14 protein-coding genes are annotated in these 14,560 nt (G+C 64.5%); 7 read left to right on the top strand and 7 right to left on the bottom strand.

From position 1 onward, the window contains the following. Positions 1 to 54: 54 nt before the first annotated feature. Positions 55 to 792, bottom strand: a complete 738-nt coding sequence (locus tag FHS84_RS09705; RefSeq protein ID WP_279589299.1) for an SDR family NAD(P)-dependent oxidoreductase — start codon at positions 790 to 792, stop codon at positions 55 to 57. A gap of 80 nt (positions 793 to 872) precedes the next feature. On the opposite strand from FHS84_RS09705, the gene FHS84_RS09700 reads away from it, so the two are divergent. From FHS84_RS09700 to FHS84_RS09690, 3 genes are read left to right on the top strand one after another with little or no spacing between them, the layout of a single operon-like run. Further along, positions 873 to 2,045, top strand: coding sequence for a glycosyltransferase (locus FHS84_RS09700; protein ID WP_166933487.1), 1,173 nt, complete (start codon positions 873 to 875; stop codon positions 2,043 to 2,045). Then, positions 2,042 to 3,241, top strand: coding sequence for a glycosyltransferase (locus FHS84_RS09695; protein WP_166933485.1), 1,200 nt, complete (start codon positions 2,042 to 2,044; stop codon positions 3,239 to 3,241). The genes FHS84_RS09700 and FHS84_RS09695 overlap by 4 nt, the downstream gene beginning before the upstream one ends. Further along, positions 3,234 to 3,815 (top strand): DUF4833 domain-containing protein, encoded by a 582-nt coding sequence (locus tag FHS84_RS09690; protein WP_166933483.1) that lies wholly within the window; start codon positions 3,234 to 3,236, stop codon positions 3,813 to 3,815. Before FHS84_RS09695 ends, FHS84_RS09690 begins: the two co-directional genes overlap by 8 nt. On the opposite strand, the gene FHS84_RS09685 is transcribed toward FHS84_RS09690, so the two are convergent. The 5 genes from FHS84_RS09685 to FHS84_RS09665 all read right to left on the bottom strand — a co-directional run bounded on the left by FHS84_RS09685 (position 3,802) and on the right by FHS84_RS09665 (position 9,034). After that, positions 3,802 to 5,004 carry an LptF/LptG family permease gene (locus FHS84_RS09685; protein WP_166933481.1) on the bottom strand — a complete coding sequence of 401 codons (1,203 nt, stop codon included), beginning with the start codon at positions 5,002 to 5,004 and terminating at the stop codon, positions 3,802 to 3,804. The genes FHS84_RS09690 and FHS84_RS09685 overlap by 14 nt on opposite strands. Next, entirely contained in the window at positions 5,001 to 6,236 is a 1,236-nt protein-coding gene (locus tag FHS84_RS09680) for an LptF/LptG family permease (RefSeq protein ID WP_166933479.1), read from the bottom strand. The genes FHS84_RS09685 and FHS84_RS09680 overlap by 4 nt, the downstream gene beginning before the upstream one ends. After that, the gene (lptB, locus tag FHS84_RS09675) at positions 6,233 to 6,949 is read right to left on the bottom strand and encodes an LPS export ABC transporter ATP-binding protein (RefSeq protein ID WP_166933477.1); all 717 of its coding nucleotides are present in this window, start codon (positions 6,947 to 6,949) and stop codon (positions 6,233 to 6,235) included. Before lptB ends, FHS84_RS09680 begins: the two co-directional genes overlap by 4 nt. An 82-nt stretch (positions 6,950 to 7,031) precedes the next feature. Continuing rightward, a complete protein-coding gene (locus FHS84_RS09670) occupies positions 7,032 to 7,982 on the bottom strand; it encodes a polysaccharide deacetylase family protein (protein WP_166933475.1) in 951 nt (316 codons plus the stop codon). Between the two features lie 86 nt (positions 7,983 to 8,068). Further along, positions 8,069 to 9,034: a hypothetical protein gene (locus FHS84_RS09665; RefSeq protein WP_166933473.1), complete on the bottom strand. Its 966-nt coding sequence runs from the start codon at positions 9,032 to 9,034 to the stop codon at positions 8,069 to 8,071. Between the two features lie 168 nt (positions 9,035 to 9,202). On the opposite strand from FHS84_RS09665, the gene FHS84_RS09660 reads away from it, so the two are divergent. From FHS84_RS09660 to FHS84_RS09645, 4 genes are all read left to right on the top strand, one after another. Continuing rightward, a complete protein-coding gene (locus tag FHS84_RS09660) occupies positions 9,203 to 10,291 on the top strand; it encodes a glycosyltransferase family 4 protein (protein WP_166933470.1) in 1,089 nt (362 codons plus the stop codon). 66 nt (positions 10,292 to 10,357) lie between these two features. Then, a complete protein-coding gene (locus FHS84_RS09655) occupies positions 10,358 to 11,635 on the top strand; it encodes a glycosyltransferase (protein ID WP_166933468.1) in 1,278 nt (425 codons plus the stop codon). A gap of 102 nt (positions 11,636 to 11,737) precedes the next feature. Continuing rightward, the gene (locus FHS84_RS09650; RefSeq protein ID WP_166933465.1) at positions 11,738 to 12,001 is read left to right on the top strand and encodes an acyl carrier protein; all 264 of its coding nucleotides are present in this window, start codon (positions 11,738 to 11,740) and stop codon (positions 11,999 to 12,001) included. A 38-nt stretch (positions 12,002 to 12,039) separates the two neighbouring features. After that, a complete protein-coding gene (locus FHS84_RS09645) occupies positions 12,040 to 13,245 on the top strand; it encodes a beta-ketoacyl-[acyl-carrier-protein] synthase family protein (RefSeq protein ID WP_166933463.1) in 1,206 nt (401 codons plus the stop codon). On the opposite strand, the gene FHS84_RS09640 is transcribed toward FHS84_RS09645, so the two are convergent. Continuing rightward, on the bottom strand, positions 13,242 to 14,528 hold the full coding sequence (locus FHS84_RS09640) for a M18 family aminopeptidase (RefSeq protein ID WP_166933460.1): 1,287 nt from the start codon (positions 14,526 to 14,528) through the stop codon (positions 13,242 to 13,244). The genes FHS84_RS09645 and FHS84_RS09640 overlap by 4 nt on opposite strands. Between the last annotated feature and the right edge of the window lie 32 nt (positions 14,529 to 14,560).

Here is a 14,560-nt window from a genome sequence, read left to right as displayed (position 1 = left end):
GCCGAAATGTGTGGAGTGGCGGACCATACAACGCCCCCCGAGCCGAGGGCAAACTTAGAACTTTGACAGGATCGCCCGCACCAGGAATTTGGGGACCACGCGGGACAGTGCGCCGATGGCCGCATATTGCCACGGTACGACAACTTGCCTCGCACCGCGCGCCACCTTGCGCTTGATGACGGCTGCAGCTTTTTCCGGCGTCATCAAGAAAGGCTTGGGCTCCGTCACGCTTTGGCTCATCGGCGTATCGATGAAACCGGGAGAAACAAGGGTAACGAACACGCCGTGACGGCGCATCCGGGCGTCCAAAGCTTCCGCAAACATTTTAATACCCGCCTTGGAACCGGAATACGTTGGCGCCATCGGCAGCGGGAACAAAGCGGCAATCGACCCCACCAGCACGATATGTCCCGCTCCGCGCCGCCCCATTTTGTCTGCTACGGCATTGGCGCCGATCACCGGTGCAACGAAATTCACCATCGCCATGCGGCCCGCAGCCCGCGAATCCTGTGCAACCGCGTCATGCGGCACACTGCCGCCCAATCCTGCGTTGAAGATCGCGATGTCGGGACACACGGCCGCATCGAGCGCGGCATGCAGCGCCTCCAGATCGGTCAGATCGAACGAGCTTGTCGCAACATGTGCACCACGCGCGCGGCACGTTTCGGCCACAGACTGAAGCCTTGCGCGATCACGACCCCACAATGTGAGATCGACGCCCGGCGCGGCATAGGCGTGGGCCAAAGCGGCACCGATACCGCTGGACGCGCCGGATATCAGAATATTTCCCATTGTTTCAGTTAATCAGGCCCCGGTTGACAAAGCCACGCCCCGGACATTTTGTAAAGCTGCACTTGGGACATTCAAAAGCCGTGTCGGTTCAGACCAGTAGCCCGATAGTTCGGAACAACGATGCGCGACCTCTGCGCGTCGCGCTGGTTGCGAGTTCGTACAATTACATCCGCGACGGCGTCGCACTGACGTTGAACCGGCTGGTCACTTATCTCGAACGGCATGGCGTCGAAGTGCTGGTGTTCGCACCGGTCGGCAAAACCGCTGCGCTCGATCATGCCGGAACGCTGGTGCCGGTGCCGTCGATTCCGGTACCGCTGCGCTCCGAATACCGTCTCGCTTTCGCGATTCCGAAAGCGCCGCTGGCCGCGTTCAAGCCCGATCTGATTCATCTGGCGTTGGCGCCCGATCCGCTCGGCTACAGTGCCATCCGCGCCGCCAAGGCGTTGAACGTCCCGCTGGTGGCGTCCTGCCATACGCGGTTCGACACCTATCTCAAGCATTATCCCGGCTCCGCGCTCGCCGAAGGACTGCTGAAGCGCTATCTGCGCTTTGCCTACGGTGCCGCACGCGAAGTCTATGTGCCGAGCGGCTCGATGCTGGACGCACTGAAAGCCGACGGCGTGCAGAGCGCGTTCAAGCTGTGGCCGCGCGGTGTCGACACGCGCTTGTTCAATCCGGACAAGCGTTCGCCGGCGTGGCGCGCCAAGCACGGCATCGGACCCGACGAATTCGTCGTGACATTCGTGTCGCGTCTGGTGCGCGAAAAGGAACTCGACACCGTGGTGGCGAGCCTCAAGCTGTTCGCCGCCCGCGGCATGCCGCATCGCGTGCTGATCGTCGGCGACGGACCGGATCGCGGCATCCTGGAACAGGGATTGCCGGGCGCGGTGTTCGCCGGATTTCTCGAAGGCGAGGAGTTGGCGGCAGCCTATGCGGCGTCCGACGTGTTTCTGTTCCCGAGCGAAACCGAAACCTTCGGCAACGTCACGCTGGAAGCGATGGCATCGGGCCTGCCGTGCATCTGCGCCAATGCCACCGGTAGCCGCTCGCTGGTCGTCCACGGCGAAACCGGCTATCTCGAGACGCCGCGCAATGCCAACGGATTTGCCGGACGGCTTGCCGTCCTGGCGCGCGACGAAGAGTTGCGCACCCGTTTCAGCATCGCGGCCCGCGAACGCGCCCTGACCTTCTCGTGGGACGAGAGCATGGCGAAGATCCTCGACCATTACCGCGCAGTGGTGGGACGATGAAGATTGTCGACGTCTCCGAATTCTATTCGCCGACCGGCGGCGGGGTTCGCGCGTATGTCGAGCAGAAGTTCAAGATGGCGGCCCGCCTCGGCCACGACCTCACGGTGATCGCTCCGGGCACGGAAAACCGGCATGAGCCGCGCGAAGGGGGGCGCATCGTCTGGCTCAAGACGCCGCAACTGCCGTTCGACAAGAACTACCGCACCTTCTGGGGTTCGCGCGACGTGCTCGACGCCATCGCCGCCGAAAAGCCCGACGTGCTGGAAGGCTCCTCGCCCTATACCGGCGGCTATTACGCCGCGAAATGGCGCGGCGACGCCGTGAAGATGCTGTTCATGCATGCCGATCCGGTCGCGGTCTATCCGCAGACGCTGCTGGCGGGAAAACTGAAGCCGGAGACGATCGACAAATTGTTCGGCTGGTACTGGTCGTATCTGCGCCGCCTCAATGCACGCTACGACGGCTGCGTCGTCGCCGGGACCTGGCTCAAGCGGCGGTTCCAGCAATACGGCCTCAAGAACATCCACACGGTGCCGTTCGGGGTCGAACGCGCCGTTTTCCGCCCCCGCCTGCGCGACGAAAGCTTACGCGCCGAATTGCTTGCGCAATGCGGCCTCAAACCGGACGCGGCGCTGGTGCTTAACGTCGGCCGCTTCCATCCCGAAAAGCGAGTCGGCATGCTGATCGATGCGGTGACGAAGGCGCAAGAAACGCGGCCGATCGGATTCTATGTGGTCGGCGACGGTTTCATCCGCCGCACCATCGCAGCGCGCGCCGCCAAGGCTGCCCATATCCATCTCGCCGGCTGGCTCAAGGATCGCGAGACGCTGGCGCGCACCATTGCGTCGGCCGATGTCGTGCTGCACGGCTCGTCGGCGGAAACCTATGGCTTCTCCGTAGCCGAAGCGTTGTGCTGCGGCACGCCGGTGGTGGTGCCCGGCACCGGCGGCGCCGCCGATCTCGCGGAGCCCTCGTGCGGCGAAACCTATCGCGCCGGGGATGCAAACGCGGCCGCAAAGGCGCTCGTCGCGATCCTGAACCGCGACCGGCCGACGCTGTCGGCAGCGGCCGAAGCGATCGCCGCCGAGCGCATCGGCGACATCGAAAGTCATTTCGAAAAGCTCTTCGCGCTGTACGCCGACGCTGTCGCCGCGCGGCGCGCGGAGCAAATGACGGGAGTGGTGTGCTGTGCGTAAGCTGAACCTGTTGGCCGCTATCGCGCTGGTTCTCGCCGTCGCCCTGCCGGCGGGCGCCAAGGAGATGAAAAGCACCGTCACCGAGATAGACGCGATTCCGCGGGTCAAGCCGCAATACCCGATCCCGTCCGAACCGGAGCAGGTGTTCTATATCGAGCGCTCGTCCAATTCGAGCACGGTCGTCTATTGCGCCAAGATGAAAGACGGCAAACTCGATCCGTCGGAGCCGGTGACGGCGTTCTGGCGCTGGTACCGCGTCGACGGCCACATCAAGCCGCTCAATTTCGCCGAACGCATGATGGCGTACGGCATCAAATCGGTGAAGCACGACGGGCCGAACGGCGCCTACAGCTTCAAGATCGCGGCCATGCCGGAGCGCACGCTCTATATCGGCCTCGATGCGCAGGGAAAGCCGGAAGTGTTCGGCAAAATCGGCGAGCGCTGGGTCAAGCTCGTCTACATCTATCTCGAAGTCGACGATCACGGCCTCGTGCCGGACGTGCCAGAACTCGATCTTTTCGGTATCGACCGCGCCACCGGCAAGGCCCTGCGCGAACACATCAACCGGCGCTAGGAGCGATCTTTCCTTTGCGTTGCGCTTCGATCAGCGCGAACACGGTCGCAATCACCACCAGAAGGCACGCAGGCACCAGCCAGCCGGCGATCACCGGATCCATGTAGCCGTTCTGGCCCATGATAAGGCACGCCTTGGTGCCGAAATGGGCGATATAACCGCAGAACATGATGCCCACCAGCGCCGGCGCCGGCGTGCGGTAGGCCATGAACAGCATCGACAATGCCGATGCCAGGAGTGCCATCAGGCCGGGCAATACGGCTTCGGAGAGCACGACGTGCAGGCGCGTTTCGTACTGGCCGTGGGCATCGGGCACCCGCTCCGACGCCGCGAGCTTGGCCAACACCGGCACCGGGATGTATTGCGGCTGCAGATTGTGCCACGTGAACCATAACGGATCGATCGCCAGCGTTACCGATTTTTCCGCAAACGGCGTCATGGACTGATGGGTGGCGCGGCCCGCAAAGACCGTGCGGCTGACACCTTCCTTCGAGCCGGCCTTCCAATACTGGCCGTTCTGCATCGTCCAGCGGTCGGTCCCCTCTTCCCACACGGCCATCGGCGCAACGTCGACCTCGGTAAGCCTGCCGCCCGCATCGCGCGCGAAGAACATCACGTTGCGCAACACCGGCGGCGGGCCGTATTGGATCTGCGCCCGCAAGATGCCGCCGCCCGCCGTCATCCAGGCCGGATCCGACAGCTTGGCGCGATCGAGCCGGGCGCCGTCACGTCCCAGCCGCTCGACCATCTGAATGCCCATCGACGCGGGCCCCATATATCCATCCATGACGAAGTCGGCGCCACCGAGAATGAGCCCGGCCAGCAGCACCGGCGACAGACATTGCAGCGGCGAGCGGCCCGAGTTCCACACCAGCATGCGCTCGCCCGCCTGGGTGTGCGCGACCTCGGTCCACAACACGCCGATGAAGGTGGCAAACGGCAACAGCGGCGCGATCAATCCCGGCGTGCGCAGCGCCGAGAACCGCACCACGCTCCACACGGCGCCGAAATCGCCGGAACCTTTGGCCGCCACGTCCTGGAACTGCGGCCACAGATCGATGGTCAGCGCAATGGCCAGAAGAACGGAGGTGACGATCAGCACATGGCGCAGATAACCGGCCAGCAGGTAGGCCGTATGACGCCCGAACGGGGCGAACACGATACGCGGACGGGTCGCAGCTTCGCTCATGGCCGCCCCAATTGCGGTTGCGCCAGCTTGCCTTGCTCGCGGAAAATCTCGGCCAGCAGCATCGCGGCGATGACGAGCGTGAGCAGCGCCGGGGTCCTGAGCGCGCCCCACGGATCGAGCGGAACGATGACGCGGATCAGCCATTCGCTGGTGACGTTGAGGCTCATCAGGACCATGCAAGCGAGCGGCAAGGCGAAGTAGTTGCTGGTGCGGTTGGTGAGGCAGACGCAGGCGAGCGCGATCAGCGGCGCCAGAAGACAGAGAAAGCTACGCGCCAGGCGTTCGCCCAAGAGCCGCATGTCGTCGCGATGGCGAGCCTCGCCGGAATATTCGGAGGCGGCAAACTGATCGAAGATCGTGAGTTCGTCGGCCTTGGCCCCGCGCGGCTCGAACGACAGGAGCTGTTCGGTCCGCATGGTCTGAGTGATGTCGCCGGCCAGCGTCGCCATCTGCGACAGTCCGGTGGTGGTGCCGCCGCAGTCCTTGCACGACTTGCCGGCGGGATCGAAGGTCTGCGAAGTGAAGCCGCCGAGCTTCAGCAGCAGACGCCCGGACGCGTCGGGACCTTCGAGACTGGCGTGATCGGCGGTGACGACGCGGAATTTGTCGTCCTTCAATTCCTCATAGACGAACAGCCCGCGCGTCTGGTTGGTCGCCGTCATGTTGCCTGCAGCTTGGCGGGCCGGTGCGAACGCAACCCGGCCGGGGAAATCGTAGAACTGACCGGTATTGATGCCGGTGCGAAGGCCGCGGAATTCCGCCTGGAACAGCACCTCGCGCTCGGCAAAGCGGGCCGCCGGATCGAGCACGCTGGAAACATAAAGCGAGGTGAACATCCCCACCACGGCCACGGCGAGCGCAAGCCCGATCAACTGGAACGGCCCGGTCCCGGCGGCAACCAGGACCAGAAGCTCGCGGTTCTCGCGCAGCTTGAGCACGGTCCAATAGGTGCCGACCAGAATCGCGATCGCCAGCGCCAGATCGACCACTTGGGTCGAGTTGCACAAGAGCAGGAAGCCCATATCGCGCGGATCGGCGTGGTTCTGGTAGACGGCACGAAACACCATCGGGAAGCGCTCGGCCACGAACACCGCCTCGAACAGCACCATCACGGTGAAAACGAGCAGCGCTACACCACTGAAAAAGCGGCGGGCATAAAGCAGAGTGAACGGCCCGGTGAGCCGCTTCACCAGCCCGGCAAGCGAGCGAGGCCGCGCAGGAGCGTCCGTCATATCCGGAACTCCTCGCCGAGATAGGCCCGGCGCACTTCGGTATCGTCCAGCAGCGCCTGCGGCGCACCTTCGGCCAGTACGCGGCCGCTTTCGATCACATAGGCGCGGTCGACGATCTGGAACAGTTCGCGCGCATTGTGGTCGGTGATGAGAATGCCGATGCCGCGCCCCATCATGGTGCGGATGAGCTGGCCGATTTCCTCGATGGCTTGCGGATCGACGCGGGCGAACGGCTCGTCGAGCAGCGCAAAGCTGGGATTCATCGCAAGCGTGATGGCGATCTCGCTGCGCCGTCTTTGGCCGCCCGACAAGGCGCCGATCGGCATTTTGCGCAGATCTGCGAGATGGAACTGCTCGAACAGGGATTCGGCAATCTGCCGGCGTTGCCGCCGCGACGGCTCGCGCGCCTCCAGCACCATTTCGAGATTGGCTTCGACACTCAGGGCACGCGGCACGAAGGTATCCTGCGGCAGGTAGGAGATGCCGCGGCGGGCGCGTTCGTAAAATGGCATGAATGTAATGTCGTCGCCGTCCAGTTCGATGGTGCCGGCATCGGGCACGGCCAGACCGGTCAGCATCTTGAAACTGGTCGACTTGCCGGCGCCATTCGGCCCCAGCAGCCCGACCACTTCTCCGCGTTCGACACGGAGCGTCACATCCTCGATGACGCGCCGTCCGCCGAGGGACTTCACCAGATGCTGAACGGAAAGCATGCTGAGATTATAGGCCAATCGCTTGCGGCGCGGATGATAGTGGCCCGACCCGATCAAAGTACAGGGCCGCGCGCGCAGGGGGTTAAGCGGGCTCGGGCACGCGCACTTCGGTCTCGCTGAAGATTGCCGCGATATCGGTGAGTCCGACCACACCGATGCCCTCGGCCCTGGCGTAGGCGAGCAGTCCCGCCAGCCGGTTCAGGATGGCATCGGCTTCGGCCTCGTTCTTCGCGTACGGACTGAGGCCGGCCATGATCTCGACGTTGTGGAACATGCAATTGAGAACCACCGGCCCGTTCTTGGTGCGCGTCCGTTCGTCGCGCGCGACGGCGACTAGGCTCTCGACCGTTCCGCGGGTCGGCCGCAGCCAGCGCGGCTCGAAACGAGCCCCGATGAAAGGCAGACGCTGAAACCGCGACGGCAGAATCGTCACCGGCACCTCGAGCAGCGGGCCCGGCTCGCGTGCTCTCAACTCAGGCATGTTCGGCACCGGCCAATAGGGCTGTGTCGGCGCCGAACGGAACGATGCGGCGGGGGCGCCCTGCTTGCTCCAATCCTTCAGCGGGCTGACGCTCGAATCGACCGTGTAGCCGAGTTCGGCGAGGAATTGCAGCGAATGGGGTCCAATGCCGAAACGTCCGGCCCGGAACGAACGCGGCGGCCGGCCGAGCGCAGCACGGAAGAGATCGGTCAACGACTCCAGCTTCTGCCGCTCGACGGGGTGCGGGTAATTGCACTGGAACGCGGTCGTTTCGTCAGGCTCGAAGGCGTCGGGCTCGGCAAACTCGCCGTGCAGATGGGTGCCGAACTCGGCGCTGCCCTGAAGCTGCCGCAGGCAATCGGCCGAAGCCGGATCGCGCAGCACTTCCGGCGACAAAAGATAAGTCGGTTTGGCGCCATAGGCGCGAAACAGCGGCTGCAGGCGATCGGCAATGCCGGTCGTGATGCCGGCAAAGCTCAGCGGCTTCTTCAGCCGCCAGCCCTCGCCTTTGTCGCATTCGCAGTCAATCGAGACGCAGAGATACGCGTCCATCCCCAAACCCCAAGATAGGGCCTGAGTATTGCCGCAACGCCGGGGTTTTGTCGCGGCGGCTTTTCGGCGTTGGTATTAATCCTTAGTCACAAGAGCCAGCGGACGTGTTCGCCCACCAGGAGAAATTCGGTTCGGCAATAACTGGCGAGGCCGGAGTACCCCTCATCCTCAAAGGCCTGCGCTCCCATCCGCCGGGCCCACTGCATGGCTTCGGTCGCCGCCAGCACGGTGGGTGAAAACGGCAACGGCCGGGCCGTCGAAAGAACCTGGACCAGTGTCGCTAACCCTTTGTGGAGAGTGACAAAAATCGCGGAAACCAAAGCGCCCTGGAACTCCGAGACGAACATCGAGGCGCCGGGGCGAAGAAAATACCCCCCATATGCCTCGGTCCATGCGCCGCTCAAGCCGGCCATGGTTTGCAGCCTCACCAGATCCTCGTGCCGGCCCGGACGAACCGTGGCGCCGGCCTGTGCGGCCCGTCCGATTTCCCGACGGATCTCGACCAAGTGACTGGCACTCCAAGATTTTTTGTCATCAAGGGTACTCAAATCGAGGCGCTTCACCCGCGTCAGGCAGCTGTCGACGCGCTGCTGCGGGACAAATCCGGCCCCGCCGAGGAGGGTTTCGGCGACGAGACGATGGGGATCGGTCCAGCACGGCCTCACGGACAGCCGGAGAATGCCTCGGGCGAGACAACTTTGTCGCAGGGATGCCAGCACCTCGGGCAGATCCTCGGGCATGGCCGTCACCGGTCCGTGCTCGATCCGCGCCCAGGGCAGCGGTACGCCCCCAAGCACCGGACGCAAAGCCAAGCCGGTCCCTATGACCTCGCTGCCGTGCCGGACAAGAAAGAACAAAGGCTCGACGGATCGTTCCGCAACGGCCACTCTGGCCCAGGCGCGGGTCTGGCTGTAATGGCCGGAGGGGGCAGTTGCGACGAACTGGTCGTAGGCGTCCGCTTCGGCACAGGTCAATTCTGGCGTCAGTAGAACGCGGCGGCGGGGAAGGGACGCAATGGACCAAGCCGGCCTGGTATCGGAATGAACACTCATGCAGCCGAATCCTCGCGTCGCAACGGGGCGATACACATGTCGAACGCGTCGCCATCACCCATTCCGGCGTGAGCGCGGCCGCGTGGATACAAGGAAGATGTCGGAATTTGTCGCAAAAGGGCGGCCCGTTCATGTAATGCCACACAACTCCTCAACGCAGCGGATGTGATGCGCACGCGACCGAGAATTCTGCACATCGTGGTGGCCGGACAGATCGGCGGCGCCGAGCGCTTTCTCGCGACGCTCACGGCACATCCCGGCCGATCCGAACACGTGATTGCCCTGATGACGCCCAATCGCGACTTGGCGGCATTTTTCCGGGCCGGCGAGATGCCGCTGCATAATCCCGGCCTCTGCCGTGAAAATCCGCTCGCCTATCTGTGGCGCAGCTACGGGCGCACCGACCTTGCTTGGCTCGGACACGTGATCGCGGCGGAACGCGCCGACATTCTTCATTGCCACACCTACGGCTCGCATGTGCTGGCAGCGCGTGCCGCGCAACGCTTCGGCCTGCCGCTGGTGCGCACCGAACACGGCGTGCGCCACTATCGCGATCCGACCTGCGCCCTCAACCGCCATTGGGCGCTGAAACACACGACGAAGATCGTCGCCGTCAGCAACTTCGTCGGCCGCACGGTGGCGCACATCGAGCCGGCCGTGGCCGATCGCATCCATGTCGTCCACAACGGCATCGACCTCGCCCGTTTCGCGCCGCAGCCGCCGCGCCGCGAAGGCCCGTTCACCCTTGCGGCGATTGCCCGGCTGGAGCCGATCAAGCGTCTGAACATCGCACTCCGCGCCCTGCCGCAGGTGCCGGATGTCGTGCTCGAGATCGCAGGCGACGGCGCCGAACGCGACAAACTCGAGCAACTGGCCCGCGACCTGGGCATCGCGTCGCGCGTGCGCTTCCACGGTCATCTTGCCGATCCGGGTCCGGTCATTGCAGCGGCCGATGCGGTCATCAACTGCACCCGCGAAGAGGCCTTGTCGCTGTCGGCGCTGGAAGCCGGAGCGATGCAGCGGCCCACCATCGGCTTTGCGCAAGGCGGCTTGGTCGAAGCCGTGGTGGATGGCCGCACCGGCTGGCTCTCGGACGACGACAGCGTGGCGGGATTTGCCCGGCTTTTGCGACAGGCCTCTGCCGATCGCGCCGAGGCCGCCCGACGCGGGATCGAGGCGCGCGCCTGGGTCACGGCAGGGTTCGGTCTGGCGAAGATGTGCGAAGGCTATGAGGCCGTGTATACGAGGCTTGTTTAGTTTGTCGCGCGGCTTGTCGGAAAACCGCTTTACACTTTTCCGGCCGCGCTCCCCGAGAGAGGGATAATGGCTGAAATTCTGACCGCCGCCGCACCGACCACGACGAACACGCGCCGCCTCAAGGTGCTGTTCATCAACGACACCTCGCGCAACGGCGGACCGGGACGGACCATCCTCTACATCACCAAATTCCTCGATCCCGCCCGCATCGAGCGCACCGTGATGCTGCCGCGCGACGGCATCGTCGCCAAGCGCCTGACCGACAATCACTGCGCCGAGACGCTGTTCTTCGAACCGGGACTGATCGAACATCCCTTCGAGCCGCTGTCGCGCAATATCGAGCGCGAGGATTTCGCCGCGCCGCTGCCGCTGAAAGCCGCGCGCGCGCTCGGCAATGTCGGCCGCGCCCTGGCCGGCTTCGTGCGGCTCATGCGCCGGATCAAACGCGAGAAGTACGATCTCATCTTCTGCAACGGCACCTCGGCGGGCTTCCTCGGCGGCGCCCTGGCGGCGGCGACCAAAACACCGGCGATCTGGCATGTGCTCTATCCGTCGGTGGCCAAGCCGATCCGGCGGCTGCATCAGAAGCTGGCGGCGGGAAAGTATTTGAAGCTCATCATCTGCGTGTCCAAGCCGTGCGAGCCGCAGTTCGATCACGTCCGCGCCAAGGTCAAACCGATCCAGACCGCGCTCGACATCGAGGAGTTCGACGGTGCGGGTGTTACGCCCGCCCTGCGCAAGGAACTCGGGCTCTCCGACGACATCGTGATCTTCGGCAGCCACGGCCGCATCGTGCCGCGCAAGGGCTATGTCGAGATGGTCCGCGCCGCCAAGATCGTTCACGACCGTTTGTCGGAGGAGGAACGTGCGCGCTGCCGCTTCATCGTGCTCGGCGACACGCCGCAGGACATGACGCCCGACCATCGCGAAGAATGCATCGCGCTCGCAAAGGATCTCGGCATCGGGGATTTCGTGCAGTTCATCGGCTTCCGCGCCGACCCCCGCGCCTTTGTCGCCGATTTCGATGTCGCCGTCGTTCCGTCGGTCTACGAAGACCCGCTGCCGCGCGCGGTCATGGAATCGATGGCCATGGGCAAGCCGATCGTGACCTTCGCCATGGGCGGCATTCCCGAAATGTGCGCCCACGGCCGCGAAGGTTTCGTCGTCTGCGGCAAGCCGCCGGATGTCGAGGGCTTGGCCCAGGCTTGTTTGGACTACTTCCGCAATCCCGATATGCGCCGCGCGCACGGCCTTGCCGCGAGGGCACGAATCGAGCGCGATTTCGATGCCCGCAAACATGCCCTGAAGTTGCAGGCCGAGATGGTCCGCATTACGGCCGGTTGAAGCTCGCATTTGTAGGCATGCGGATCAATTTGGCAGGAAGCCGTTTCCGCGTTACAGTTATCCCGGAAGAGTTGTGGGGCTAGAACTCGAACCGGGGCAGTCATGGATACGGAACACGACGTCATTGAACTTGTCGCCAAGCAGGCCAAGGTAGAACCGACGACGCTGACACGCGATACCAAACTCACCGATCTCAATTTGCAGTCTATCGATGTGGTCGAACTCGTTTTCGCGATCGAAGAAAAGTTCGACATTGAAGTTCCCTACGGCGCGGGCGAGCAGAACACTACGGGCATCTCGTTCGGGTCGGTCGGCGATATCGTCGACGCCGTCGACAAGCTGATCGCCGAACGGCGCGCCGCCTGAGCCTTCGTTTCGAAAACACATCGAAGAAAGGCGACGGTATGAACCGGGTCGTCATTACGGGTCTTGGCATCATCTCGCCCTTGGGCAACAGCGCGGCCGAAATGGAAACGGCGCTGCATGCTGGACGCGTCGCCATCGCGCCTCTCACCAGCGTTCCGACCGAAACGCTCGCGGTCAAGATCGGCGCCGAAGTGAAGGACTTCGATGCCGCAAGCCAATTCGACGACAAGAAGCTGCCGCTGCTCGACCGCTGCGCCCAGTTCGCGCTCGCTGCCGCACGCCAGGCGGTGACGCAGAGCGGCCTCGATTTGCGCGCGCTCGGGGCCCGTGCGGCAGTCATCATCGGCAGCGGCGTCGGCGGCATCACCACGCTCGACGAATGTTTCCATCGCCTCTACGGCGAAGGCGCCAAGCGCACGCATCCCTTTACCGTGCCCAAGCTGATGATCTCGGCGGCGATGAGCCATATCAGCATGGAAAACGGCATCACCGGCCCCTCGTTCACGGTGGCGAGCGCCTGCGCCTCCGCCAACCACGCCATCGGGGTCGCTTATCAGATGGTGAAAAGCGGTGCGGTCACAGCCGCGGTCACCGGCGGCACCGAGGCCCCACTGACCTACGGCACGCTCAAGGGCTGGGAAGCGTTGCGCGTGATGTCGGCCGAGATGTGCCGGCCGTTCTCGAAAAACCGCAGCGGCATGGTGCTGGGCGAAGGCGCCGGCATTTTCGTGATCGAGAACCGCGACCACGCCGTCGCCCGCGGCGCCCCGATCCTCGCCGAAATCGCCGGCTTCGGCATGAGTTCGGATGCTTCGGATATCGTGATGCCGAACGCCGGAGGCGCCGCGGCGGCGATGCGCGCCTGTCTCGAGGATGCCGGGCTCAAGCCGGACGAAGTCGATTACATCAATGCGCACGGCACCGGCACACCCGCCAACGATCCCACCGAGACCAAGGCGATCAGGGCGGCATTCGGTCCGTACGCGGATAAACTGGCGGTCAGTTCGACCAAATCGATGCACGGCCACGCCCTTGGCGCGGCCGGCGCGATCGAATTAGCGGCAACGGTGATCGCGATGAACGGCGGCTTCATACCGCCGACCGCCAATTTCACCGAACCCGATCCGGCCTGCGATCTCGATGTCGTGCCCAACTCGGCGCGAGACAAAGCATTCGACGTGGCGCTGTCGAACTCGTTCGCTTTCGGCGGCCACAATGCGGTGCTGGCGGTACGGCGGGCCTAGACCGGCAACGGCTCGCGGGAAGCGTACATCGCGGCGAACGCCTTGATCGACGCCTCGAGATCGGCCGTGCCGGCCAGTTCGCGCACCGAATGCATCGCCAGCATGGGCGCGCCGACATCGATGCCGGCCATGCCGAGACCGCTCGTCGCCATCGGACCGATGGAGGACCCGCGGCCGTGATCGCAGCGATAGCGGAAGCGCTGCAGCGGCACCTTGGCCTCTTCGCAGACCTTCAGGAACCAGGCTTCCGCCGCCGGACCGATGGCGTAATTGCCCTGCACGCCGGTCTTCACCGCCAAGCCGCCATTCAACGCCGGGACCGTCACCGGATCGGTGGCCGAGGTGAAAGAGGGGTGCTCGGCATGAGCCATGTCGGCGCTGACGATGAGCGACCGGGCCTTGGCACGCCAGACGTCCTCCGAACCGCCGCCGACGATGCGATCGACCACGCTCTCGACGAAATTGGAGCGGGCGCCGGTGTAGGTTTGGCTGCCGATCTCCTCCGCGTCGTAAACGATGGCGCCGAGCGTGGCTTCGGCAGGCGTGCTTTCGATCAGCGCAGTCAATGCGGTGAAGGCGCTGAACAGGTTGTCGAGCCGCGGCGCGCTGATGAGTTCGCCCTCGGCGCCCAGGCGCACCGCGGGAGCGGCATCGCCGAGGCTGAGATCTATCGACAGGATCGGGCCGGGATCACCGCCCAGCGCTTCGGCAATAGCCTCACGCACCAGATCGAAGCCGGGCTTCGCCCCCTGCCCCACGAACACGGCGAGGTCTTTCTCGCGGTCGAGCGTGAAGCTGTCGCTGCCTTTGTCGGATTTCAGATGGATCGCCAGCGAGACGAGCCGCACCGGCAACTTGGGCAGATCCACCAGATGGCGCTTCACGGTGCCGCCGCCGCACCACACCGCGCCGGCCAGCTTCAACTCGCGGTCGAACCAGGGCGACAACAGCGGGCCGCCGTAAACCTCGGCGGTGAGAAGGCGCAGGCCCTTGGCGTCGAGATCGGGACGCGGCCGCAGCTTCAGGACCGGGCTGTCGCTGTGCGCGGCGACGAAGCGGAATCCAGCTTCCGCCGCGGGCGCCGAGCCTTGCCGCCACGCGACAATCGATTTGCCGCCGCGCACCACGAAATAGGCCCCGCCGGGCTTGAGGGCCCAGCGCTCGCTTTCCTCGAGCGACACGAATCCGGCCGCGGTCAGCAGCGACACCGCTTCGGCGATGGCGTGATAGGGCGACGGCGAGCGGTCGATATAGGACAGGAAAGATTCGGCGTAATGGGGCATGACGGTCTCACTCGAATGGCAGTTCCGCCATC

It is taken from the genome of Rhizomicrobium electricum (assembly GCF_011762045.1).
GTDB lineage: Bacteria > Pseudomonadota > Alphaproteobacteria > Micropepsales > Micropepsaceae > Rhizomicrobium > Rhizomicrobium electricum.
Note: the sequence above shows the minus strand (reverse complement) of the source record. Positions and strands in the feature narration are given on the sequence as shown.

What these genes read in the sequence shown, in the direction of transcription:
- FHS84_RS09705 (WP_279589299.1), bottom strand. Translation starts at nt 792, where the DNA reads ATGGGAAATATTCTGATATCCGGCGCGTCCAGCGGTATCGGTGCCGCT.
- FHS84_RS09695 (WP_166933485.1), top strand. Translation starts at nt 2,042, where the DNA reads ATGAAGATTGTCGACGTCTCCGAATTCTATTCGCCGACCGGCGGCGGG.
- FHS84_RS09685 (WP_166933481.1), bottom strand. Translation starts at nt 5,004, where the DNA reads ATGAGCGAAGCTGCGACCCGTCCGCGTATCGTGTTCGCCCCGTTCGGG.
- FHS84_RS09680 (WP_166933479.1), bottom strand. Translation starts at nt 6,236, where the DNA reads ATGACGGACGCTCCTGCGCGGCCTCGCTCGCTTGCCGGGCTGGTGAAG.
- lptB (WP_166933477.1), bottom strand. Translation starts at nt 6,949, where the DNA reads ATGCTTTCCGTTCAGCATCTGGTGAAGTCCCTCGGCGGACGGCGCGTC.
- FHS84_RS09670 (WP_166933475.1), bottom strand. Translation starts at nt 7,982, where the DNA reads ATGGACGCGTATCTCTGCGTCTCGATTGACTGCGAATGCGACAAAGGC.
- FHS84_RS09665 (WP_166933473.1), bottom strand. Translation starts at nt 9,034, where the DNA reads ATGAGTGTTCATTCCGATACCAGGCCGGCTTGGTCCATTGCGTCCCTT.
- FHS84_RS09660 (WP_166933470.1), top strand. Translation starts at nt 9,203, where the DNA reads ATGCGCACGCGACCGAGAATTCTGCACATCGTGGTGGCCGGACAGATC.
- FHS84_RS09655 (WP_166933468.1), top strand. Translation starts at nt 10,358, where the DNA reads ATGGCTGAAATTCTGACCGCCGCCGCACCGACCACGACGAACACGCGC.
- FHS84_RS09650 (WP_166933465.1), top strand. Translation starts at nt 11,738, where the DNA reads ATGGATACGGAACACGACGTCATTGAACTTGTCGCCAAGCAGGCCAAG.
- FHS84_RS09645 (WP_166933463.1), top strand. Translation starts at nt 12,040, where the DNA reads ATGAACCGGGTCGTCATTACGGGTCTTGGCATCATCTCGCCCTTGGGC.
- FHS84_RS09640 (WP_166933460.1), bottom strand. Translation starts at nt 14,528, where the DNA reads ATGCCCCATTACGCCGAATCTTTCCTGTCCTATATCGACCGCTCGCCG.